Annotated in this window: 20 protein-coding genes and 1 pseudogene; 11 read left to right on the top strand and 10 right to left on the bottom strand. The window is 70.8% G+C overall.

The genetic code is table 11. From position 1 onward, the window contains the following. Positions 1–37 precede the first annotated feature (37 nt). The 4 genes and pseudogenes from AS857_RS20430 to AS857_RS20415 all read right to left on the bottom strand — a co-directional run bounded on the left by AS857_RS20430 (position 38) and on the right by AS857_RS20415 (position 4,541). Positions 38–1,735, bottom strand: a pseudogene (locus AS857_RS20430) (relaxase/mobilization nuclease domain-containing protein). Next, the gene (locus tag AS857_RS20425; protein ID WP_058044731.1) at positions 1,725–2,300 is read right to left on the bottom strand and encodes a hypothetical protein; all 576 of its coding nucleotides are present in this window, start codon (positions 2,298–2,300) and stop codon (positions 1,725–1,727) included. Before AS857_RS20425 ends, AS857_RS20430 begins: the two are co-directional and overlap by 11 nt. A 323-nt stretch (positions 2,301–2,623) precedes the next feature. Continuing rightward, positions 2,624–3,910, bottom strand: coding sequence for a DUF3631 domain-containing protein (locus AS857_RS20420; RefSeq protein ID WP_245700385.1), 1,287 nt, complete (start codon positions 3,908–3,910; stop codon positions 2,624–2,626). Positions 3,911–4,316: 406 nt separating this feature from the next. After that, entirely contained in the window at positions 4,317–4,541 is a 225-nt protein-coding gene (locus AS857_RS20415; RefSeq protein ID WP_173864787.1) for a helix-turn-helix transcriptional regulator, read from the bottom strand. Positions 4,542–4,954: 413 nt separating this feature from the next. Between AS857_RS20415 and AS857_RS37930 the strand changes: the two genes are divergently transcribed. Together AS857_RS37930 and AS857_RS20405 are read left to right on the top strand one after the other, a co-directional pair. Continuing rightward, positions 4,955–5,272, top strand: a complete 318-nt coding sequence (locus tag AS857_RS37930; protein ID WP_063278426.1) for a helix-turn-helix domain-containing protein — start codon at positions 4,955–4,957, stop codon at positions 5,270–5,272. Next, positions 5,265–6,542, top strand: coding sequence for a tyrosine-type recombinase/integrase (locus AS857_RS20405; protein WP_058044729.1), 1,278 nt, complete (start codon positions 5,265–5,267; stop codon positions 6,540–6,542). Before AS857_RS37930 ends, AS857_RS20405 begins: the two co-directional genes overlap by 8 nt. Before the next feature lie 87 nt (positions 6,543–6,629). Here the strand turns inward: AS857_RS20405 and AS857_RS39645 are convergent, their stop codons facing one another. Further along, positions 6,630–6,902: a hypothetical protein gene (locus AS857_RS39645; protein ID WP_144440884.1), complete on the bottom strand. Its 273-nt coding sequence runs from the start codon at positions 6,900–6,902 to the stop codon at positions 6,630–6,632. Between the two features lie 318 nt (positions 6,903–7,220). Between AS857_RS39645 and AS857_RS37925 the strand changes: the two genes are divergently transcribed. After that, entirely contained in the window at positions 7,221–8,087 is an 867-nt protein-coding gene (locus AS857_RS37925) for a hypothetical protein (protein ID WP_079110527.1), read from the top strand. Positions 8,088–8,607: 520 nt separating this feature from the next. On the opposite strand, the gene AS857_RS20400 is transcribed toward AS857_RS37925, so the two are convergent. The 3 genes from AS857_RS20400 to AS857_RS20390 form a co-directional block, all read right to left on the bottom strand. Continuing rightward, positions 8,608–9,495 (bottom strand): DUF8017 domain-containing protein, encoded by an 888-nt coding sequence (locus tag AS857_RS20400; protein WP_245700383.1) that lies wholly within the window; start codon positions 9,493–9,495, stop codon positions 8,608–8,610. A 116-nt stretch (positions 9,496–9,611) separates the two neighbouring features. Beyond that, complete coding sequence (locus AS857_RS20395) at positions 9,612–10,367, bottom strand: SDR family oxidoreductase (protein WP_058044728.1); 756 nt, start codon at positions 10,365–10,367, stop codon at positions 9,612–9,614. A 108-nt stretch (positions 10,368–10,475) separates the two neighbouring features. Beyond that, entirely contained in the window at positions 10,476–10,739 is a 264-nt protein-coding gene (locus AS857_RS20390; protein WP_058044727.1) for a hypothetical protein, read from the bottom strand. 119 nt (positions 10,740–10,858) lie between these two features. Here AS857_RS20390 and AS857_RS20385 point away from each other — a divergent pair, with 119 nt between their 5' ends. Beyond that, a complete protein-coding gene (locus AS857_RS20385) occupies positions 10,859–11,233 on the top strand; it encodes an arsenate reductase family protein (protein WP_058046937.1) in 375 nt (124 codons plus the stop codon). A 100-nt stretch (positions 11,234–11,333) separates the two neighbouring features. Beyond that, positions 11,334–13,223, top strand: coding sequence for a glycoside hydrolase family 15 protein (locus tag AS857_RS20380; protein WP_245700368.1), 1,890 nt, complete (start codon positions 11,334–11,336; stop codon positions 13,221–13,223). 55 nt (positions 13,224–13,278) lie between these two features. On the opposite strand, the gene AS857_RS20375 is transcribed toward AS857_RS20380, so the two are convergent. Next, positions 13,279–14,031, bottom strand: a complete 753-nt coding sequence (locus AS857_RS20375) for an SDR family oxidoreductase (RefSeq protein WP_058044726.1) — start codon at positions 14,029–14,031, stop codon at positions 13,279–13,281. 4 nt (positions 14,032–14,035) lie between these two features. Then, entirely contained in the window at positions 14,036–14,662 is a 627-nt protein-coding gene (locus AS857_RS20370; protein WP_058044725.1) for an HAD family hydrolase, read from the bottom strand. 245 nt (positions 14,663–14,907) lie between these two features. Between AS857_RS20370 and sph the strand changes: the two genes are divergently transcribed. From sph to AS857_RS20340, 6 genes are all read left to right on the top strand, one after another. Further along, positions 14,908–15,951 (top strand): sphingomyelin phosphodiesterase, encoded by a 1,044-nt coding sequence (sph, locus tag AS857_RS20365; RefSeq protein WP_058044724.1) that lies wholly within the window; start codon positions 14,908–14,910, stop codon positions 15,949–15,951. A 33-nt stretch (positions 15,952–15,984) separates the two neighbouring features. Then, the gene (locus tag AS857_RS20360) at positions 15,985–17,028 is read left to right on the top strand and encodes a S66 family peptidase (protein WP_058044723.1); all 1,044 of its coding nucleotides are present in this window, start codon (positions 15,985–15,987) and stop codon (positions 17,026–17,028) included. Between the two features lie 444 nt (positions 17,029–17,472). Beyond that, complete coding sequence (locus AS857_RS20355; RefSeq protein ID WP_058044722.1) at positions 17,473–18,084, top strand: winged helix-turn-helix domain-containing protein; 612 nt, start codon at positions 17,473–17,475, stop codon at positions 18,082–18,084. 206 nt (positions 18,085–18,290) lie between these two features. Next, positions 18,291–19,577 (top strand): sensor histidine kinase, encoded by a 1,287-nt coding sequence (locus AS857_RS20350; RefSeq protein WP_058044721.1) that lies wholly within the window; start codon positions 18,291–18,293, stop codon positions 19,575–19,577. A 127-nt stretch (positions 19,578–19,704) separates the two neighbouring features. Further along, positions 19,705–20,397, top strand: a complete 693-nt coding sequence (locus AS857_RS20345) for a LuxR C-terminal-related transcriptional regulator (protein WP_058044720.1) — start codon at positions 19,705–19,707, stop codon at positions 20,395–20,397. Between the two features lie 93 nt (positions 20,398–20,490). Then, the gene (locus AS857_RS20340) at positions 20,491–23,631 is read left to right on the top strand and encodes an alpha-N-acetylglucosaminidase (protein ID WP_058044719.1); all 3,141 of its coding nucleotides are present in this window, start codon (positions 20,491–20,493) and stop codon (positions 23,629–23,631) included. The last annotated feature ends 126 nt before the right edge of the window (positions 23,632–23,757 follow it).

Raw genomic sequence — 23,757 nt, 5'->3', positions numbered from 1 at the left:
CGGCACCCCCGTGATGTCGTTGGGCGCACATGTGCCGCTATCGATGTCGTCGGCGTTCCTCAGCCCTCGCATTCACCGTCATGACGGGAGCCTGTGACGCGGAAGGCGTGGTGAATATGCCGCTGGCGGCGCTTCGCCTGCGTGCTGCCTGCACACGCTTGCTCGGTTGGGTGGTGATACGCCAGATGAGGACCTGAGCGGGATGCTCGGCGGTGTCGAGGTCGCGTTCGGCAGCGGCTTCCGCCAAGAGCTGGCGGGGGCTGCGGCCGACGGTTTCGGCGCGGGCGAGAGTTGTGGTCAGCGCAACCCAGGCGGGGTCGGCCAGGACGCGGTCGGCGTGGTTGGGGATGGTCGCACGAAGGTCCTGCTCGAAGCGGCCGGCGGTTGTGGCACGTGGTGCGCGGAGGGCGAGGTCCGCCAAGGCCGGTGTGGCGGTCTGCTGGTAGGCAACCTGTAGATGGTGGAAGGCTTCCTCGGCCGCTGCGGCCTGCTGTTCGTGGCCGCGTTGTTCATGCCACTAAGCGGCGGCGCGGGCCAGATGCACGGTGGCGAAGAGCAGGGCGACGGCGAGCCCGCCCGGCTCGCTGGAGGCGTAAGCCAGTTCTTTGGCGGCCTTGCACAGGCCGATGGCGGCTTGGTGGTCGGCGCGGGTGGCCGAACGGCGGGCACGATTGAATGCCATCGCCGCCGCCCGCAGTTCTGTCCGGTGTGGGCCGGTCGTGGCACTGGCGATGTTGTACAGGGCATCGCCAAAGGCGGCCAGGTAGCCCTGGGCAGCGGCATCATCACTGGATCCGAGAACGGTGTACGCCGCCTGCAGTGCGGTAGTGGTGTGCCGCCATGGCTCGTCGGGATCCGCCGCATGCTGCGGACGGTCGGCCACTTCCCGGGCAGGGAGGCGTTCGCGTAGGCGGTTGATGGAGAGGTCGGGAGCGAGTTTGGAGCCGCCGTACCAGACGGGTTCGCCGGCCGCGTTGGTGTCGCCAGGTGCGGCGAGGCTGTAGCCGATCACGTCGCCGGTCTCCGGACCGAGGCGTGTTTTGACCTTGATGCCGAGGGACCGCAGCACGGTGAAGTAGTCGGTTTCGTTGCGTACGGCGGCGGCGACCGCGTACGCCTGCTCGCGCAGCCACTGCCGTGCTGTGACCGTCTGGCCGTGCCGCTCGGCCTTGGCGCGTTCGGCGCCGGTGGGGGTGCGGGGCGCGGTGAAATCACCGGACTTCAGGCGGCGCAGGCCGAACTCGGCCTCGATCTTGCGGCACTCGGCCTGGGCCCGCTGTCCGTCGCGGTGGGTGCGGGGCCGGCGCCCGTCGGCGCGGACGGTGGTGGCCATGATGTGGATGTGGTCGTCCGCATGCCGTACGGCGATCCACCGGCACGCCTTCTCGTCGCCCTCGGGGGCGATGCCTGTGGCCGCGACGACGCGGCGGGCGACTTCGGCCCACTCGGCGTCGGTGAGGTAGCGATCGCCGGGGGCGGTGCGTACGGGGCAGTGCCACACGTGCTGCGGCGGCTTCTTGCCACCCAGCTCGCGCGTGCGCAGGTCGACGTGGTGGTCGAGGCGCCTGGCGAGCTGGCTCTGGGTGGCTTCGGGGTCACGGCCGGGGTCGGGGGCGCCTGCCATATCCCAGGCGGCGACGATGTGCTGGTCGGTGTGCTCGTCCCGTCGGCCCGGGCCAAAGAGATAGTTGATCAGTCCGCAGGTGCTGGAGCCGGTGGATACATCAGGCACCACGGCTTTCCCCTTCTACCAGAAGCTGGTCGATCAGCCGGTAACTGCTCTCGGCCGTCCGCTCGACGCGAGCGAGCACAGCCTCGGCCTGCTCGGGAACGGTTCCTCGGTGAATGGCTCCGGTTATCTGATTGAGGTTGCGGCCGACGCGGTTCAGCGCGACTGTGTGAGCCTCGACGGCCTCGATCAGCGGGCGGACAGGATCGTCCTCCGGGCTGCCGACCATGCCCGCCTTGCCGAGCGCGACAGCGAGCGCGGCGTCGCCGACGAACCCGGCGAACTTCTGACCGCGCCGCTCGGCCTCCTCGGCGATGATGCGGACCGCGGTCGGGGTGAAGCGGATGGTCTTTTCCTGATCGCGCTTCTCGGTGGTGCGCTTGCGGTTCATCAGTGCAGGTAGCGCCGGGGCGTCGGGCTCGCGCCACGAAGGCTGCTCGGCAGGCGGTCGGGCACCGGCATGCTGCTCGGGGTGCGGGGCGGCGCGGTCGCTGACGGGTGTGGTGCTGGGCTCGGTCGTCCCCTCCCCGGGCTCGGGCGCCCCCTGGCGCCCGGCCTTCTCCTCCGCCACCCCTGGAACGGGGGCAAGCGCGGACGAAGCCTCGTTAGAGGCTCGTTCGCTCCAGCTTGCTGCTGTTCGGCGGGCCAGCCTGAACAGTCCCCTGCGGTGGTGGGAAGGCGCGTCGTTCACGTTGTTGTCGTGCATGGTGATGCTCCGGTGTGGCATGGGGCAGGGCTTCGTCACGTCCGTCGCATCCGTCCCATGGCTGGTCAGGACAGGTACGGACTCGAGTGCAGGTACGGACATCTCCGTCCCGGTGAGGAAGTCCGTCCCCGCGCTGACCTGCGCAGGGACGGACGGGACGGACTGAGACGGGCCCAGGGGGAGGTAGGTCAGCGGGTGGGCTTGGGGCCTGCGATGCCGCCGGGCGGGCCGACGGGCAGCGACCCGGTCGGAGGAACGGGCGGCTTGCCCTGGCCTGGACGTACGGGCGCGAACTCGTGCCCGACTGCGGGGGCCGGCTGGGCGGGGGTGGGGCAGTAGCGGGCCCAGGCGTCGAGGAACTGGTTGCGGACGTACGCCTTGGCCTGACGGCCCTGCTCGAAGCGGTGATTCGCCGGGCGGATACCGAAGTCCTTCAGCAGCGCCGACAAGTGGAAGGCGGTCAGCCCCTTGGTGCCGTAGTCCGGCCATGGAGATTCAGCGTCTGCCAGGAGAGCGGCCAGCAGATCCTGCGAGCGCAGAGCCTCCTTGTTGCCCTCCTGTTCGAAGATGCGGTGGATATCACGCAGCAGCCGCGTCTTCAGGGTCGTCTGCTCATCCTGGACGGCCTCGTGCCGAGTCATCGCCAAGCAGGCCGCACGGGCCTTCGCGGGCCAGTGGCCGCCGGCCAAGTCGGCGACGATGACCAGCGGCTCCCAGGTATCCGCCGCCCGGTCCTCGACCGGCATCTTCGGCACCAGACGGCCGGCAGCCTCGCGCAGCGGCGTCAGCCACGCGGCCAGCCGGTCGCGCACCGCGTGCAGTTCAGGCACGGAGTACCGGGATCGGAACGGTGTGATCCGCTCGCCGGGCTTGCGCTTCTGCATGCGCAGCACGACCGCCCGGTCCATGATCGTGTCGGGCAGGTCGCCGATCCCCGCGAGCGCGGCCATGGCGAAGGTGGGAAACGCCGTCGGCTTGTGCTCCGGCCCGGAGATGCGCCAGGCGGGCCGGTTGCGCTGGTGCCCGGCGTTCAGCAGGCCACGTAGGTCCTCCTTCTCGCCCGCCTTGGGGCCGAAAATGGTGTCGGCCTCGTCCACCAACAGGGTCGGCGGGTTCTTGCCGATGACGCGGAAGACCACCGCCGGCGAGGTGTTCACCGTCATCATCGGCTGGTGCACCGTCTCGTGGAGCACGTCCAGGACACGGGACTTGCCGCACCCCTTGGTCGGTCCCACCACCGCCAGACGCGGCGCGTGCTGGAGGGCGGGCTGGATGTGAGAGGCCGCCACCCACAGCGTGACCGCCGTCAGAGCCTCCTCACTCGGCAACACTACGTACCGGCCGATCGCCGCCTGCAGTTCGTCCAGCAGCTCCGCCCCGTCACCGGCCGCCTCGGCGCCTGCGCGCCCACAGTCTCCGGTCCCCGAACCGCCGTCCGGGACCGCGGTCCCGCTCCGCACCTGCTCGGTCCCCACGGACTGTTCGGGACCACGGTCCCCTGCCGCACGGTCCCCCGCGGTCTGGGGACCGGTCCCCTCTTCGGGCTCGTGGGGCCAGGCCGCGCCCTTCGGCCGCAGCGGAGCAAGACTGTGGTGCGGTCGGTCCCCGGTCCCCGCGCGATGGGACCGGTCCCCGGCATCTGTCCGCTGCCCGGGGACGGCCACGGGCGGCCAGGCAACTTGGGGCTTGCTTTCCGCGTTGGCGGACGCACTCGAAGTGCGTGAGGACGTAGAGTCCTCCATAGACATTCCTCTCTGGTGAGGGGCAGGACGGGCAAGGTCCCGCCCCTCACTGGCTCATTCGTTCAGGGATGGGCGATGCGTGGGGGATTCTCCGGCCCCCGGCGTTGACGCGCCGAGGGCCGCTCTGCTCCCCCATGAGTCATGCCGTGAGGTCGTACAAGGTCTGCTGGTCGAGCCAGGCGTCGACCTCGCGCCAGCGATAGCGCAGGTGACGGCCGACCTTGTGGACCTTCGGGCCGATACCCCGGTACTTCCACTGGTAGAGAGTCTTCACCGGCACCCCGAGATAGGTAGCGATCTCAGCAGGCGTGGCGAGCGGGCCGCGCGCGACGGTCGTGGCGGGGCGAGGGAATCCGTTGGGCAAGGGCACTCCATATCGGTTGCAGGCGACGGGCATGGGCAAGAAAGCCACACACGCCGGGCTCTGTCCATATGCGTCTTTAGGCATTCCTCGGCACCCGCGAATGGCGGGGCAACCGAAGAGGACATAACCGTAAGACCGGATCACCGGTTGACCAAAAAGCTCGCCGCCCGTCCGGTTCTCCCTCGAAAATCCGCGTAGGCGTTCAACGACCCGTCGCCGGGGAAACAGCAGGCCAGTAGCCTCTGCGGTGACTACCAACGCCTCTCACCACCGCAACGGCGCGGGACAGTACCGCTCGACTACCGATACGCCGGAAGGCCCAGCCTTGGCAAATATCCCGCGCCTGCAAGTTCTGTAGAGTTTCAGAGCTAACTATTGCCATAGCCGCCGATTTCGAGTTACAGCTATCCGTCATGGCTACTTACCCCATCGAAATCGGACCGGCCGGAATCGACACGGCCCGCAATATCGAGGCGGCCCGTGTGGCGTGCCGCCTCACCCAGCGGCAGCTCGCCGAGCGCTGCACTGCCCTGGGCCGCCCGATGACCAACATCGCTGTGAGCCGCACCGAACGTGGCCGTCGCCGTTGCGACGTCGACGACCTGGTCGCCATCGCCGCCGCCCTCGACATATCCCCTGGTGCTCTGCTGCCCCAGTGGGTGGCTCGCGGTGTCGTCTCCCACTCCGCGGCCCGGACCTTCAGCCCCATGCAGGAGGCCCTTCTTGGCTGAGCCGTACGACCGCTGGCACAAGAAGCGCCCGCAGCCCGGTGACGAGAAGTGCAAGACCCACGGCAAAGTGCCGTCCCGTGAACACGGGCGCGGAAAAAGGTGGCTGGCTCGGTGGCGTGACCCCGAAGGGCAGCAGCAGAGCGAGAGCTTCGATCGCTACGAGGACGCGCGCCAGCATCTGACGCGGATGCTCGGGGCCGTCGACGACGGCACGTATATCGCCCCGAGGAAGGGCGACACGCTGCTCAAAACGATCGCTGAGCAGTGGCTGGCGAACCAGACATTCGGCAACCCCCGGACGTACCACCAATACGAATCCCGCGTCCGCAACCACATCGTCGGACCTCTGGGGAATCTCAAACTGCGGGAGGTCAAGGCGTCCACGGTCCAGACGTGGATCAAGCGCCGGCTACAAGTCCTCGACGAGACCACAGTCGGCCTGGTCTTCACCCATCTGTCGTCAATCCTGGCCATGGCGGTAGACGACGACCTGATCCCGAAGAACCCCTGCGAGACCGGGTCGGTCAAGCGCGTGAAGCCCAGGAGGTCGAAGAAGTCGGCCAAAGACGTACCGCTCTCCTGGGAACAGACGGACGACCTGCGCAAGCAGCTGCCCGACCGATATCAGGCCACGGTCGACTGCGGCCGAGGGCTCGGGATGCGGCAGGGCGAGATATTCGGCTTCAGCCCGGACGACGTGGACTGGTCGGAGGAGGACAAGACCGTCCGCATCTGTCGCCAGATCACGCATCACCGCGGCACGCTCGTCTTCGCTCCGCCCAAAGGCGGCACCAAGGACGACCCGAAGGACCGGTACGTCCCCCTCGACAAGGATTTGGCGACACGGTTGCGCGAGCACATGCGCGTGTTCCCACCGGTCGAGGTCACACTGCCGTGGCTGGAGAAGGACGGAGAGCTGGTCACCGTACGTCTCATGTTCACCACGCGTGAGCGCAAGGCCCTCAACGGGAACTACTTCAACTACCTCTGGAAGGCGGCCCTGGAGGCCATCGGCGGCATCAAGGCGGTGAACGACAAGCCGGTCGGCAAGGGCCGCAAGTGGGAGGCATGCCGCGACAAGATGATGCATGCCCTACGGCACCTGTTCGCCTCGGAGGCGATCAACGAGGGCGTTGACGTCTACACACTCGCCGACCTGCTCGGCCACGAAGACCCGGCCTTCACACTCCGCCGCTACGTGCACCGCGTCACGGGGGCAGTCGAGAAGGCCCGGAAGGCCATCGGGAAGCGCTACCGCCTGGCTGCGTGAAACCTCACCTCACAGCTTGGGCCCCTCGCATGCGTGAGGCCCGGCGGACGACAGTTCCGCCGGGCCTCGTTACGACAGAGGCTGCACTCAAGCCTCAAACAGATCGGGCCGCCAATCCCGGACTCTTTCGTCAAAGGCGCCGTCACGGACATCGTGCAGAGCTGCCGCATAGCCGACCTCGATGGCCTGGGCGAACATCTGCAGGACCTCCATCGGGGCATTCAAGAAGCTAGTTCCCGAACAGAGATTGGCAGCGGCTTCAGAGGCCACACGAGCATCTTCATCACGCACCGTTGCTATGTGCAGGTTCGCGACAACCTGTATCAACTCGTCGAGCTGTTCCTTCGAGGTTGCTGTCATAGGCGTCACAGTATGAGGGCCACACTGCCTGGCGGAAGCAACATGCCTCAAGCCCTTGCGTAGATCACCCTGCAACGTCCGTCACCCCAACCACCCTGCCATTGCCTTCGGTTGAACCCATGCACAGGTGGATACCTGTCGGGTACAGTGCAATCGCATGCCGGTTCGCGGAGATCCGGATGCCAGCAGAAGTATGTGAGCCCGGTACTCACAGAAGCTGTGCAAGGGTGTGGAGCACCCACTCCGCAGCGTTGCAGCAGTGCGGTCTCACGAGGTATGTGACCCTGATGCGCCGACCGGGCGGCGACGAGGTGAAGCATGCCCGAAAGTCAGCGAAAGATCGCCGCTCGCACCCGCGCGCTGTACACCGGTGAGGCCTACGAGGCAGCAAGGGCCGGCATCGCTCGCGATCATTCCGCGGGCCTGGACGTCTGCCTGCCCGAGCAACGAGAGTTTCGGGCGCTGCTTGCGCTTGGTTTCTTCAACCAGGGAGTTGACTACAGCACCCCCGCCGGATGGCACATGAGCACTCTCTCCGCGTACACCATCACAGCGTCACCACGCTTCGAACGCCTGGTGCTCATCACCGACGTGCCAGACAACGTGGCCCCGTATCTCCTCCCCCGCCCGAACTCACTGTCCAGGTTGCCCGGACTGCGACTCGAGGAACGCCGCGGCAACGGCACCCACATCGCCCGCCATCTGCCCACCAACGCACAGCTCGTGATCACACGCAACCCGACAGGAAGGCCCACCGGCGCACGAAACAATCCTTACCGTGACTTCTTCACCACAAGCACTCCTCTCAGTCCCGACGAGCGGGAGCAGTTGGCCAGAGTTCCCGACATCAGCAAAGACGCGCAGCGACTACTGGCTGGGGTCTTCTGCCGCATCTCGGTCACCGATCCTGGCGGCAAGTGGGCCATCGGGAACTGGTTCTACGACCCTCTGGACCGCCCGGGCCGGCTCGACAGCGCACGCCAGTATGGGGGCGGCAGGAAGCTGCATGGTTCCGGCAACGACTGGGAACTGCTGTGGAACTCGTACCCCTATCCAGATGATCTCGCTGCAGCCATGACCGATCCAATCGTCGGCGTTCCCGGGGCCAAGGTGCTCTCAAGCAGCAACCACCTCGTGATCACCCTGGGAAGTGCCACCCTCAGCCTTCGTTCGCGACATACGTAGACCGGCAGCACGTCGCTTGTCTCCGCTGGTTCCCTGACAGGAAGCGTACTCACGTCGTGATCGAGTTCCTTACAAAGTTAGCGGCGGGCGTGCCCTGGTGGGCGGCCTGCCTCGTCGCCGTCGTGGCAGGGCTGGGCAGTTTCTTCCTCCGAGCCCTCCGGCTGCTCATCCCGGATCAGTCCAGCGATCGGTTGGCATGGTGGGTCGCGGTCCTTGAGCACCGACGCCGTGCGACCCGAAAGGGTACGCCTCAACGCCGCCCTATCCCCGAGAGGCAAAAAACACAGAGCCGAAACCCCAGGCGAGGCCAGGACCCCACCTGACCCTGGTCTCCGGTGCACCGCTTGTGCACCCGCTCGGCGCTAGAGGCCTGTACATGCAGGTCAAAGCCCTTTCGCACCTCTACTTCGACATCTAAGAACCCCGCAGGTCATCGCGAATTCCCGCCGGCCGTGCCGTCCCCTCGGGGAAGGCACGGCCGGCGGTCTTTTCGGGGCGCGCGGCCGTGCCGGGTCGGTCGCTACTTCGGGGGCTCGGTGAGGCGGACCGTGCTGAGGATCTTGCGGACGGTCTCGTCCGGCACCTCGTCCTTCACGCCCTTCGCGCCGAAGAAGGTCCAGGAGGTGAGCTCGCCCTTGGCGTTCTTGAAGGCGAAGGTGGTGGCCTTGCCGTCGGAGTCGCACTTGTTCTTCTTCCGGACGCCGCTGGACGAGGACGTGGCCAGGGAGCCGGTGAGTCCGGACTTGGTGGTGTAGCTCTCCGCCGGGCCGGTCTCGGCCTTCTTCTTGTCCGGCTGGGTGTACCGGCCGTAGACCCAGAGCCCGGCGGTGGTCCGGGCCGCGTCCTCGGCGCTCCGGGCGGAGCTCTCCCCGCGGGAGCCGGCGGCGGCGAGCGACACGTCGTCCTCTTTGCCGTCACCGTCGGCGTCGGCGCGGCACCACTGCTCGTTGAGCATCGCCGGTGCGGTGAAGCCGACGAGGGGCTTCTCCTCGGAGTCCCCGTCTTCGGAGACGTAGCTGGCCCAGTCGGTCTCCTTGCGGTCCCATTCGGGGGGCACGTCGAAGACGATGCCGCGCGTGGGGTTCACGACGACCTTCCAGCCGGGGACGACCGGCTTGGGGTCGCGGTCGGCCCGGGGGTTGTCGTCCTTCTCCGCGGCGGTGGGATCCGTTCCCTCGGCCGGTGCCGAGGAACTGGCGGCCGGCTGCGGGCCCTTCGCCTCGTCGCCCTCGTCGCCTCCCAGCAGCAGGAAGCCGGTGACGCCCGCAGCGACGACCACCGCCGCGGCCACGGCGACGGCGATGACCGCGGTCTTCTTCCCGCCGCCCGCCGGAGGCCCGGGCGCTCCCACGGAGTCGCCGCTCCACTGCGTCTGCCCGTACGGGCTCGGCTGCTGATACGGATTCACCTGACGGCCCTGCGGGTCCTGCCCGTTCCCCGGAGGCTGTTGTCCTTGCCACATGAGAGGCAACCCTAAGCGCTTGCACAGGGCAGGGATACGCGGGCCCGGGCGGCCCCGGCGGGTCAGCGGGTGGTGTAGCCGCCGTTGATGAAGAGGGTCTGGCCGTTGAGCCACCAGCCGTCGGTGAGGAGGAACTTCACGTAGGGGGCGATGTCCTCGATCTTGGTGAGGTCGCCGTTCATGGACGAGGACTTGTGGTACGCGACGGAGTCGTCGCTCTCGGCCGGGTAGAAGAACGGGGTGTCCATGGGGCCGGGGGCGATGTTGTTCACCGAGATGTTCCGGCCGAAGAGTTCCTTGGAGAGGGCCCGGGTGAAGTGTTCGACGGGGGCCTTGCTGCCGGCGTAGACGGAGTAGAGGCCGGTGTAGGCGGCGAGCAGGGAGGTCACGATCGTGACGATGGCCCCGTCGCGCTCGATGCGCTTGGCGGCCTCGCGCATCATGAAGTACGCCGCCTTGGTGTTGACGGCGAACATCTTGTCGAACTCTTCCTCCGAGGTCTCGGTCATGGGCTTCTTGATGACCATGCCGGCCGTGTTGACCATGCAGTCGACCTTGCCGAACGTCCGCACCGCGGCGTCGAAGAGCTGCTCGACCTCGGCGACCTTCGTGAGGTCGCCCTGGTGGGCGAAGGCGTCGCCGCCGGCCTTCTTCACGTCCGCGACGGTCTGCTCCGCCTTGTCGCGGGAGGAGTCGCTGTTGTAGTGGACGACGACCTTGGCGCCGTCCGGGGCGATCTCCCGGGCGATGAGGCCGCCGAGGTTCCTCGACGCACCGCCGATGACGACGACCTTGTCCTTGAGCGTACGAGCAGGCATGGACCTCTCCCGGTGACGACATGACGACCCTCTTGTCACGTTATGGGCAAGTTCAAGGGTTCGCATGCGGGCGGCCGGGAGAGGCCCGTGCCTGCCGTTCAGTCGTGGTCAGTAGTTGGCGGCGTCGTGGATGAGGGAGCGCACGGCCCGGCACGTCGTGTCGGAGGGCGCGTGGACCCCGATGCGGACGGCGGTCGCCCGTATCCTGCGGTTGCTCGCCTGCTCCGGGCGGTACACCCCGGTGTGCAGCAGGGCGATGGCCAGGCGCATGGCCTTCAGCTGGCGGTTGTGCGCCTCGTACCAGCCGCGCGGGCGGCCCGCGGGCAGCGGCTCCTTCGGCAGGGTGGGAAGAGTGGGTGCGGCTACGGCCATCGGCGTTCCTCCTGAGGGGTTCGTAACCTCTCTCGTCTGTCTTCGATTTTACTGCCCCCCACTGACAATCGCCCCAGCTCAGAAGGGATTTGATGGTGGCAGGCGGTACGGTGTGGGGCATGGAGATCTGGATCAATCCCGCCTGTTCGAAGTGCCGCAGCGCCATCGGCCTGCTCGACGCCGAGGGCGCCGGCTACACCGTCCGCCGCTACCTCGAGGACGTCCCCGGGGAGGACGAGCTCCGCGCGCTGCTCGACCGGCTCGGGCTGGAGCCGTGGGACATCACGCGGACCCAGGAGGCCGCGGCGAAGGAGCTCGGCCTCAAGGAGTGGCCGCGCGACGAGGGCGCCCGGGAGCGTTGGATCACCGCCCTCGCCGGGCACCCCAAGCTCATCCAGCGGCCGATCATCACGGCCGACGACGGGACGGCGGTGGTGGCCCGTACGGAGGAGGCCGTGCGGGAAGCCCTGTCCCGGTCGCAGGCCGCCGGCTGAGGCCGCCGGGGCCCGGGCCGAGGCCGGGGCTCCGCCGGGCGCCGTGCCGTCACCGGCGGTATAACGGGTGGTGTGGCATGCCCCCATCCAGGAGGCGCCCGTGAAGCACATACCCGAGACCCGCCCCGGCTATCTGCCCATCGAGGACCACGGGATCATCGGCGACCTGCACACCGTCGCGCTCGTCGGCGTCGACGGCACGATCGACTGGTGCTGTCTGCCGCGCTTCGACGCGCCCTCCGTCTTCGGCTCCCTGCTCGACGCCGAGCGCGGCGGCTCGTTCTCCGTCACGGTCCGCGGCGCGGAACGCACCAAGCAGATGTACATGCCGGATTCGAACGTGCTGCTGACGCGCTTCCTCGGCCAGGAGTCCGTGGCCGAGCTGTACGACTTCATGGTGCCCGACCACCCCTCCTGCCCCTCCTCGGGCGTCCGCCAGATCGTCCGCCAGGTGAGGGTGCTGCGCGGTCGGGCCACGATCGACGTGCACTGCCGGCCCGCCTTCGACTACGGCCGGGCCCCGCACGAGGTCAGCGCCGTGGGCAACGCCGGCGTGGTCTTCACCGGACCCGCAGGGTTCCTCGTGCTGCGCTCCTCCGTGCCCCTGACGCCCGACGGCGCGGCCGCCCGCACGACGGTGACCCTGGAGCCCGGCCAGTCGCTGGAGCTCGCCGCGCAGTGGGACGGGGACGGGGCCGTACGGGAAGGCGTCCTGTGCCCGCTCGACGGCGCGGAGGCCGCCCGGCTGCTGGACACGACGCTGCAGTACTGGGACGGCTGGCTGCGCCAGTCGCAGTACCGGGGCCGCTACCGCGAGGCGGTCGAGCGCTCGGCGCTGGCCCTGAAGCTGCTCGTCTACCAGCCGACCGGCGCCCTGGTCGCCGCGCCGACCACCTCCCTGCCCGAGGCACCGGGCGGCGGCCGCAACTGGGACTACCGCTACACCTGGATCCGGGACGCCGCCTTCACCCTCTACGCGCTGATGCGGCTGGGCTTCACCGAGGAGGCCGCCGCCTTCATCGACTGGCTGCACCAGCGCTGCGCGCAGGCCCCTCCGGGCACCGGGCTGCAGGTGCTGTACGGAATCGACGGCCGCGCCGACCTGCCCGAGACCGTCCTGGATCACCTCTGCGGCTACCGCGGTGCGCGCCCGGTCCGCATCGGCAACGCCGCGGCCCGCCAGACCCAGCTCGACATCCACGGCGAGCTCATGGACTCCGTCTACCTGTACAACAAGCACGCCGAGCCCATCTCCTACGAGCTGTGGGAGGCGCTGGCCCGCCAGCTCGACTGGCTGCAGAAGAACTGGGAGGAGCCCGACGACGGGATCTGGGAGACCCGCGGCGGCCGGCGGCGCTTCACGTACTCCGCGCTGATGACCTGGGTCGCCTTCGAGCGGGCGATGCGCATCGCGCGGCACCGCGGCATGCCCGCCCCCGTCGAGCAGTGGCGGGACACCGCCGCGGCCGCCTACCGGTTCGTCCAGGACCGCTGCTGGTCGCCGGAGCTCGGCGCCTACTGCCAGTACCCGGACTGCTCGACGCTCGACGCCTCGCTGCTGGTGATGCCGCTGGTGAAGTTCACCGGGCCCAAGGACCCGCGGTTCCTGTCCACGGTGCGGCGGATCGAGGAGGAGCTGGTCAGCGACAGCCTGGTGCACCGCTACCGGACCGACGGCGGTGACGGCGGCGGTGACGGCGGCGACGGGCTGGACGGCAGCGAGGGGACGTTCAACCTCTGCTCGTTCTGGTACGTGGAGGCGCTGGCCCGCTCCGGCCGGATCGGCCAGGCCCGCTACGTCTTCGAGAAGATGACCACGCACGCCAACCACCTCGGCCTCTACGCCGAGGAGATCGGGCCGGCGGGCGAGGCGCTCGGGAACTTCCCGCAGGCGTTCACCCACCTCGCCCTGATCAGCGCCGCCACGAACCTGGACCGCGCCCTCGCGGCACACCACGGCCCGGCGGCCCGGCACTGGCACACGAGCTGACCCTGCCCCCGGGGAACCCGGCGGGTCCCCAACGGCTCAGGCGATCCCCGGCGGCTCAGGTGATCCCCGACAGCCGCCTCTCCAGCGCCTTGGGGTCGGCCCTCCACTCCCGCCCCACCTGGGCGGCGAAGTCGTCCGGGAAGATGTCCTCCGCGCCCGCTTCGAGGCCGTCGAGCGTACGGCCGGCCACCTCGTCGGCGGAGGCCCGCGGGAAATCCCCGAACGCCGGCTCGTGGCGGGCGACGTAATCGAGCATGTCGGTGTCCACGGGGCCCGGGAAGACGCCGTGCACGGTGATCCCGCGCGGCGCGAGGTCCGCCCGGACGGCCTGCGTCATCAGCAGCAGGGCGGCCTTCGACGCCGGATACCCGCCGAGCGACGGCGTGCCCCCGAAGGCGCCGATGCTGATGACGTTGGCGACGGCTCCGCCGCCGTTGCGCTCCAGGACGGGCACGAAGGCCCGGAGGACCCGCAGGGTGCCCAGGAAATTGGTGCGCATCACGTCCTCGACGACGTCCAGGTCCATGTCGAGGAGGTGGCCGACCCCGTGCGTACCGGCGTTGTTCACCAGCAGGGTGACGTCGGACGCCGCTTCCGCCGCGGCCTCGACGGTGGCGGGGACGGTCAGGTCCAGCCCCAGGGGGATCACCTGGTCCGGGGCCAGGGCCACGACCGGCTCCAGGGTCGCGGGGTTCCGGGCGGCGGCGTGGACGCGGGCGGCGCCGCGCGCGAGGAGGGCGGTGACGAGCGCGCGCCCGATGCCGCGGTTGGCGCCGGTCACGAGAGCGGTCGAGCCGTCGATGTTCATCGCGTCACCTCAGCGGGAGCCCGAAGATCTCCTCCAGGCGCTTGACCGTCTCCGCCGGATCGCCGTCCAGGACGGTGGTCATGCCGAGGTCCTGGGCGGGCAGCAGGTTCCGGGCGGAGTCGTCGACGAAGACGCAGGCCTCGGCGGGGAGTTGCAGCTGCTTCAGGACCACCGGGTAGATACCGGGCTCGGGCTTGCGGATCCCGTGGTGGCCGGACAGCACCACGGCGTCGTACAGGGTGTCGAAGCCGTAGCCCCGGTAGGGGTCGTAGGGGCCGGAGCCCAGGCTGTTGGAGAGGATGCCCAGCTTCACGCCCGCCCGGCGGGCCGACTGGGCGGCCGCGAGCATCAGGGGCTCCGGCTTGAGGTCGGCCAGGACGCGGCGGATCAGGTCCGTGGGATCGACTCCGAGCAGGGCGGCGGTGCGCTCGTTCCACTCGGCCTGGCCGATCTCGCCGCGCTCCAGCCGGGCGTAGATCTCGCTCCCTACCGGGTCCGCCGAGATGACCTGGAGAAAGGCGTCGGGGGCGAGGCCTTCGCGCAGGCAGAAGGCCCGGGTGCACTCGGCGACCGGAGTGGTCAGGACCCCGCCGAAATCGAGAACGAGGCCCTGGCGCAGGGGCTGGGGCATGGGAACTCCTCACGGTGGGCCGGACACCACACCTCTTCCGAACTCATCTCTTCCAACGGATTCAACGACTCATGCGCGCGCACGACACGTGGCCCGGCACGAAGTCGTCGGCCCGCGTAAGGGAATTGATCACCTGAAGGGTGTCCGGAAGTAACCCTGGCTGATTTGATGTGGGCGGCTCGTTCCCCAGCTCGCACTGGGGCACCTTGCGACCACGGTGCCCCCACCCCCCTCAGGGAGTTGCAGTGCCGATCCTCAAGCCCGCCCGCGCGGCCTCCGCGCTCGCGACCGCACTCGCCGCCGTCGCCCTCACCGCTGCCCTGCCGCAAACGGCGGCGCAGGCCGCGCCGACCGGTCCGGCCCGTTCCGCCGATTCCGCAGGGGCCGCCAGTACCGCCGGTACCGCCGCCGTGCCGGAATTGAAGGTTCTGACGTACAACGTCTTTCTCATGAGCAAGAACCTCTATCCCAACTGGGGGCAGGACCACCGCGCCAAGGAGATACCCGCGGCCGGTTTCTTCCAGGGCAATGACGTCGTCGTCCTGCAGGAAGCCTTCGACAACGGCGCCTCCGACGCGTTGAAGGCGAATGCGGCGGGCCGGTATCCGTACCAGACGCCGGTGGTCGGGCGGAGCAAGGACGGCTGGGACGCCACCGGCGGGAACTACTCGTCCACCACCCCGGAGGACGGCGGGGTGACCGTGCTCAGCAAGTGGCCGATCCTCCGCAAGGAGCAGGTGATCTACCAGGACGCGTGCGGTGCGGACTGGTGGTCCAACAAGGGCTTCGCCTACGTGGTGCTGAACGTGAACGGCACGAAGGTGCACGTGGTCGGTACGCACGCGCAGTCGACCGACAGCGGTTGCAAGGCGGGCGAGGCGGCTGCGGACCGGGCCAAGCAGTTCCGGCAGATCGACGCCTTCCTCGACGCGAAGAACATTCCCGCGGGCGAGCAGGTCATGGTGGCCGGCGACCTGAATGTGGACGCGCACGGCAGCGAATACGCATCCATGCTCGCGAACGCCGATCTCGCCCCGGCGACGGAGCGCACCGGGCACCCGTACTCCTTCGACACGAAGGAGAACTCCATCGCCGCCTATCGCTACCCCACGGACGGGCGCGAGGACCTGGACTACGTCCTGCACCGCAATGGCCACGCCCGCCCGGGGAACTGGAAGAACACGGTGGCCAAGGAGGCCTCGGCGCCGTGGACCGTCTCCAGCTGGGGCAAGGAGTACACCTACACGAACCTCAGTGACCACTATCCGGTAATCGCCGGGAACTCCTGAGCGGAAGGGCCCGGTGCGGCCTAGGGTGACCGCATGGACGCACCCGAGTACCCGCCCAAACCCCGGCCCGGCGACCGCGTTGCGGTGATCTCACCGTCCTCGGGGCTGCCGGGCCTCTTCCCCGTCCCGTTCGAACTCGGGCTGCGGCGGCTGGAGTCGGAATTCGGGCTGCGCCCGGTGGAATATCCGACGACCCGGAAAATGGGGTCGAGTCCCGCCGAGCGGGCCGCCGATCTGCACGCGGCCTTCGCCGACCCGGGCATCACGGCCGTGTTCGCCAGCATCGGCGGCGACGACCAGATCACGGTGCTGCCGCTGCTGGACCGCGAACTCGTCCGGGCGCACCCCAAACCGTTCTTCGGATACAGCGACAACACCGCGCTGCTGGCCTGGCTGAGCACCACGGGGATCGTCGGGTACCACGGCTGCAGCGTCATGGTGGAGCTCGGCCGGCCCGGCTCGCTGCACCCGCGGACGGCGGCCTCGCTGCGGGCCGCGCTCTTCGCTCACGGGCCGTACGAGCTCACGGCGCCCGGCGCCTCGAACGACGTCGACCGCCCCTGGGACGAGCCGAAGACCTTCGCGAGCGAGCCGGCGCTCGCGCCCTGCGACGAGTGGTCGTGGCGGAACGCCGGCCGCGCGGTGGAGGGCATCGCGTGGGGCGGCAACATCGAGGTGCTGTCGTGGCTGCTGATGGCCGACCGGGAGATCGGGGCCCCTGAGGCGTACGAGGGCCGCGTGCTGTTCCTGGAGACCTCGGAGGAGCTGCCCTCCGCCGGGGACGTTTTCCGCATTCTGCGCAATATGGGCGAACGGGGACTCTTGCGGCAGTTCTCCGCGCTGCTGATGGGCCGGCCGAAGGCATGGTCCTTCGACCGGCCGCTGAACCGCGAGGACGGCGCCGCGTACCGGCGGGCGCAGCGGGAGGCGGTGGAGCGCGCGCTGGACGCGTACGCGCCCGGGATGACGGCGGTCTTCGACGTGGACCTGGGGCACACCGATCCGCAGCTGGTGATCCCGTACGGGGGCCTGGTGCGGGTGGACGGCCCGGCGCGGCGGATCACGGTCACGTACTGACGGCCGTCCGGCCGCACCGCCCCGGCCCGCACCGGCCCGGACGCCAGGGTGCCCCGCACCACCCCCGCACCACCCCCGCACCGCCCCCACCATCCGGAGCCGATTACTCCGTATTCGCCGGGGCGTTCACGGTGGTCCGCATCACGCCAGGATTGCGTATCCGCGGCCCCTCCGAGTCTGCTGTCGCGTCGCAGGTCATGCTTCAATAGGGGCATGGCCAGCTTCCAGAACACCGCGACGGGTCGCAGCGACCTCGAGCCCTTCTGGCCTTCCCGTCAGCACGACGACTTCGACCGAGTGTGTTGCCGCGCGACTTCCGCGCAGGCCCTCTCCTCCCGCTGACCCCCACGTCGAAGTCAGCCGCCGGTCCCCGGTTCCGGCCAACGGCCCCGCGCACACGCACGTCCCCTCGACGGTCTCTCGCGCGAAAGAGCTGAGCTCTCCATGACGAACCTCCGTACCCTCACCGTGCCCGCCCCGTCCGTCCCGGCCGCGGCCACCGCCACCGCCACGGCCTCGTCCACCGCCGCGCACCCCGCCCACCCGTCCCATACCGCGCACCGCCACCGGCTCCGGGCCGTCGCGCCGGACGAGGTGCCGCCGGTCGCCGAGCTGCTGCACTCCGGTGCGGCCACCTGGATGCCCGCGCCGCAGCACACCCTGCCCACCCTGCCGGGCCAGCCGCCGATGATCGGCTACCTGGTGCTGGTGCCGGCCGAGCAGCAGCAGGCCCCCGAGGCCGCGCCCGCCGCCACCCACGGGGACGCGCTGGTGAGCATCGACCCGGAGCAGCGCACGGCCAGCGTGGCCGGGCGCCCGCTCGACCTCACGTACCTGGAGTTCGAGCTGCTGGCCCACCTCGTCGCGCACCCCCACCGGGTGCACACCCGCGACCAGTTGGTGACCACGGTGTGGGGTTACGGGCACGTGGGCGACGGCCGGACCGTGGACGTGCACGTGGCCCGGCTGCGCCGCAAGATGGGCGCCGAGCACCGCGCCTCGATCGTCACCGTCCGCCGCGTCGGCTACAAGTACGCGCCGCCGGCCGGCTTCTGATCTTCCCCCTCCCCCGAGTCCCCCAAGTCCCCCAAGTCCTCCGAGGCCTCCCTGGGGCCTCCCCTGAGGCCGAAGGCCGAGGTCAGAGGGGGGCTAGGTACACCCCCGGCCGGGGCGGTGCCCCCAGTGACGATCATGCCGCGGACGGCCAGACTGGTTCCCGGGCCCGAGGGACGGGCCCGGGAACGTACTCGGGGGGACACCGGATGAAGGTCAGCAACGCACTACTGGCCGCTGCCCGCGGCCTGTGGCTGGCGATCTTCGGCATGGCGACGTCGATCCTGCTGTTCGCGCTCACCCTGGTGTCGCTGGTCCTCACGGTGCTGGGGATCGGCCTGTTCACCACCCCCGTGGTGCTGGCGGGTGTACGGGCCCACGCGTCGCTGCGGCGCCGCCAGGCACGGGCGTGGGCCGGCGTGGAGATCCCCGATCCGTACCGGCCGATGCCCGCCCGGCGCCCCGGCCTCGCAGGTCGTGTGGAGTTCTGCACGGCCCTGCTCAAGGACCCCGCCACCTGGCGCGACCTGCTGTGGCTGCCGGTGGATGCGGTGGCGGGCACGTTCCTGGCCCTCCTGCCGCCCACCCTCGTCCTCTATCTGCCCTGGGGCTTCGTGCTGGCCCTCGGCGTCTGGAAGCCGATCGTCCGGGCGGACGGCACCCAGTGGTACGCGTTCATCCCGGTCACCGACCAGTTCACCGCGAACCTGGCGGCCGGCCTCGGCTGCGCCCTGGCCGTCCTGGCCGTCTTCGTCGCACGACCGCTGCTGCGCCTGGACTTCCTGCTGGCCGGGCAGATGCTGGCGCCCGGATGGGCCACCCTCCGCGAGCGCGAGCTGGCGCAGCGCGTGGACCGGCTCACCGAGACCCGGCACGACGCCGTGGACGGCTCCGCCGCCGAGCTGCGCCGCATCGAGCGCGACCTGCACGACGGGGCACAGGCCCGCCTGGTCGCGATGGGGATGAGCCTCGGCACCATCGAGGCGCTGATCGAATCGGACCCGGCCCGCGCCAAGCAGCTCGCCGCCGCGACCCGCGCCGACTCCGCCGAGGCCCTCACCGAGCTGCGCGACCTGGTGCGCGGCATCCACCCGCCGGTGCTCGCGGAGCGCGGCCTGGGCGACGCCCTGCGGGCCCTCGCGCTGCGGATGCGGATGCCCGTCGAGGTGGACGTCGAGCTGGCGGGCCGGGCCGCGGAGCCCGTCGAGACGGCGGCGTACTTCGCGGTGAGCGAGGTGCTCACCAACGCCGCCAAGCACTCGGGCGCCCGGCAGGTGTGGGTCGACGTGCACCACGCCGAGGGCATGCTGCGGATAGCGGTCACCGACGACGGCCGCGGCGGGGCCGTCGCCCCGGGTGCCCCGGGCGGGTCCGCGGGCTCCGGGCTCGCCGGCATCGAGCGCCGGCTCGGCACGCTGGACGGGGTCCTGGCCGTCAGCAGCCCGGCCGGCGGCCCGACGATGGTGACGATGGAGATCCCCTGCGCCCTGCGCTGACGAGCCGCCGCGGGGCCCGCCTGCGCCCGGTTCCCGCGGCCCCTGCGGGATCGGCGACGATGGAGGCGAACCGCCCCTGCCCGCCGGGCTGTCGAGGGGTGCCGCCCCTGCCCACGATGGAGTGCCCGTGCGCGTTGTGCTCGCCGAAGACCTGTTCCTGCTGAGGGACGGTCTGGTCCGGCTGCTGGAGGCGTACGGCTTCGAGATCGCCGCGGCCGTGGAGAGCGGCCCCGAGCTCTCCCGGGCCCTCGCCGAGCTGCGGCCGGACGTGGCGGTGGTGGACGTACGGCTGCCGCCGTCGTTCACCGACGAGGGCCTGCAGTGTGCCCTGGCGGCGCGGCGGGAGACGCCGGGCCTGCCGGTGCTGGTGCTGTCCCAGCACGTGGAGCAGCTGTACGCGCGGGAGCTGCTCGCCGACGGCAGCGGCGGGGTCGGCTATCTGCTCAAGGACCGGGTCTTCGAGGCCGGACAGTTCGTGGACGCGGTGCGCAGGGTCGCGGCGGGCGGCACCGCCATGGATCCGCAGGTCATCTCGCAGCTGCTGTCCCGGCGGGAGCAGGACCGGCCGATGGGCCGGCTGACGCCGCGCGAGCGCGAGGTGATCGAGCTGATGGCGCAGGGCCGGTCCAACGCGGCGATCGCCGCGCAGCTGCAGGTGACCGAGCGGGCGGTGGCGAAGCACACGTCGAACATCTTCGGCAAGCTCGGCCTGCCGCCGTCCGACGACGACAACCGCCGCGTCCTCGCGGTGCTGGCGTACCTCGACCGGGGCGATCCCGGCCGGGGCCGACCGGCCCACCGGCACCCCGGGCGGGGCTGAACGCAGAGCGCGTCCCGTTGCTCCCGCATGTGACGGCGGTTAACGTGCGCCGCGCACGCGTCCGTTGTCGCATTCAGCACAGTGGGGAGCGCCATGACCGATCAGCCGGCCGTTCAGTCGACCGATCAGCCGAACCCGTCGAGACGCCTGCTGCTGGGGGCCGCCGGCGCGGTCGGGGCCGGAGCCGCCCTCGCCTCCCGCGCACCCGCCCGGGCCGCCGCCCGCGTGCCCTTCGACACCGCCCCCGCGAAGGCGGCGCTCGTACGGCTGCTGGGCGGGCACGCGGAGCAGTTCCGGCTGACCCCGCTCGCGGCCGCCGGGGGCGGGGACCTGTTCGAGGTCACCGGCCGCACGGGGCGGATCGAGGTGGCCGGGACGAGCCCGGCGGTGCTGCTGACGGGGGTGCACTGGTACCTCAAGTACGTGTGCGGGGCGCACATCACCTGGAGCGCCCGCCACGTCGACCTGCCCCGCAGCCTGCCCGCCCCGGCCCGCCCGCTGAAACGATCCACCGGACTCCGGCACCGCTTCGCCCTCAACGACACCAACGACGGCTACACCTTCCCGTACGCCGACTGGGCCTACTGGGAGCGGATGATCGACGTCCTGGCCCTGCACGGCTGCAACGAGGTCCTGGTGATAAGCGGGCACGAAGCGGTCTACGAGTGCGTCCTGCGCGACTTCGGCTACGACGACGCCGAGGCCCGCGGCTGGCTGCCCGCCCCCTCCCACCAGCCGTGGTGGCTGCTGCAGAACCTCAGCGGCTACGGCGGCCCGCTCGGCCGCAAGCTCATCGACGCCCGCGCCGCCCTCGGGGCCCGGATCACCGCCCGGCTGCGCGAGCTGGGCATGGCGCCCGTCCTGCCCGGCTACTACGGCTCCGTGCCCGAGGGCTTCGCCGCGCGCAACGCGGACGCCCGCGTCGTCCCGCAGGGCATCTGGCACGGATTCCGGCGACCGGACTGGCTCGACCCGCGCTCCGGCGCGTTCGCCGCCGTCGCCGCGTCCTTCTACCGCCACCAGGAACGCCTCCTCGGCCCCGCGCAGCACTTCAAGATGGACCTGCTGCACGAGGGCGGCGCCGCGGGCGACGTGCCCGTCGCGGCCGCCGCCCGCGCCGTCGAGAAGGCCCTGCGCACCGCGCACCCGGAGGCGACCTGGGTGATCCTCGGCTGGGAGGACAACCCGCTGCCCGAGCTGCTCGGCGCGGTCGACCGGCAGCGGATGCTGATCGTCGACGGCATCTCCGACCGCTTCAAGGGCGTCACCGACCGCGAGAAGGACTGGGGCGGCACCCCGTACGCCTTCGGCAGCATCCCGAACTTCGGCGGGCGGACCACGATCGGCGCCAAGACGCACGTGTGGGACGAGAAGTTCTTCGCGTGGCGCGACAAGCCCGGCAGCGCCCTGGCCGGCACGGCGTTCATGCCGGAGGGCGCCGACCGCGACCCCGCCGCCTTCGAGTACTTCTCCGAGCTGGCCTGGCTGGAGCGCGCGCCCGACCGGGCCCGGTGGTTCGGCGCGTACGCCGCCTTCCGCTACGGCCGTGCGGACAAGGCGGCGCAGGAGGCGTGGACCGTGCTGGGCGACACCGCCTACCGGCAGAGCGCGCCCGGACGCAGCGACCCGCACGACAGCCTCTTCGCCGCCCGCCCGGCCCTCGGCGCCGACCGCGCCGCCGAGTACGCGCCGAACGCCCCGTCCTACGACCCGGCCCGCTTCGACACCGTCCTCACCTCGCTGCTCGGCGTCGCCGCCGGGCCGCGCGGCACCGACACCTACCGCCACGACCTGGTCGACGTGGCCCGGCAGGCCGTCGCCCACCGCAGCCGGCAGCTCCTCCCCCAGCTCAAGGAGGCGTACGCGCGCAAGGACCTGGCCTCCTTCCGCACGCTGTCCGCGCTGTGGCTGAAGCTGATGCGGCTCGCCGACGACATCGCGGGGACGCACAAGGCGTTCCTGCTCGGCCCCTGGACCGCGGCCGCCCGGGCCATGGGCACCGACCCCGACGAGGCCGCCGAGCTGGAGCGCACCGCGCGCGTCCTCGTCACCGTGTGGGGCGGGCGCAGCACCTCCGACGGCGGGAAGCTGCACGACTACGCGAGCCGCGACTGGCACGGCCTCGTCGGCGACTTCTACCTGCCGCGGTGGCGCCGCTGGCTGGAGGAGCTGGAGGACGCCCTGCGGGCCGGGCGGGCGCCGCGGGCCGTCGACTGGTACGCCGTCGAGGAGTTCTGGACGCGCGAGCGCACCGAGCACGCGCAGCGGCCGGTGGGCGACCCGTACCGCACGGCGGTGCGCGTACGGGACACGCTGGCGGCCGCGCCCTACCAGGGGGCGCTCGCGGCCGCCCTGGAGCCGGCGGCCGTCGCGCCGGGCGGTACGGCGGCGCTCACCGTCTCCCTCGCCAACGTCAACGGCTTCCGCGCCACCGGGCCCGTCGCCCTCGCCGTCTCCGGCCTCGCGGCCGTCGCCCAGGGCCCCACGTCGCTGCCGCGCCTGGACCCCGGGGCCACGGGCTCGGCCCGCTGGCGCGTCACCGCCCCCGCCGCCCCGCTGGAGCAGCCGCTGCAGCCCCTGCCGTACGAGGTGAGCGCCCGCTACGGGCCGCAGGGCGAGGAGCCGGTGCGGGCCGTGCGCTCCGGGACGCTCTTCCTGGCCGGTCCCCTGGCCGCCGGGTGGCGGACGTTCACCAACAACGCCGCCGTCTTCGGCCAGTTGGGCGCGGACCGCTTCGCGATCGACGGCTCGGGCGACGACCTGTGGAGACGGACCGAGGAGTTCGGTGCGGTGTACCGGGCGGGCGCGCTGGCGTCCGGCGCGACCGCCCGGGTGCGCGTCCTCGGCCAGACGGACACGGGAAGCTGGGCGCGTACGGGCATCATCGTGCGCAACGCCCTCGGCACGCCGTGGTCGGCGGGGGCCGTGAACCTGGCGGTGACGCCGGGGCAGGGCGTCGTCCTGTCCTACGACGCCGACGGCGACGGCACGTTCGACACCTACCGCCAGGTGAAGGGCGTCCGCGCCCCGGTCTCCCTGCGCCTCACACGCACCGGGGCCGGCACGTTCGACGCGGAGTACGCGACGGACGGCGAGACGTGGCTCCCGGTCGCCACGGCGACGGTGCGGGGTGCTGCCGCGTGGCAGGACGTGGGGTTGTTCCTGACGGCGGGCAACGACGGCAGCGGGGCGCGGGGGCTTGCGCAGTTCGCGGGCTGGGCCGTGGACGCGTAGGCCGGGTCCGGCACCGCCGGATCCCAGCGTCGTGGTGGAGCGCCGTTGCGGCGGATTCATTCCTGCCTGCGGCCGGAGGCCTGCCGGCCGTCGGGCCACGTGCCACCGGCCGGCTCCTGCCCCTTG

It is taken from the genome of Streptomyces roseifaciens (genome assembly GCF_001445655.1).
GTDB classification, from domain to species: domain Bacteria; phylum Actinomycetota; class Actinomycetes; order Streptomycetales; family Streptomycetaceae; genus Streptomyces; species Streptomyces aureoversilis.
The sequence above is the reverse complement of the archived record's forward strand: the minus strand, read 5'-3'. Positions and strand labels throughout refer to the sequence as shown.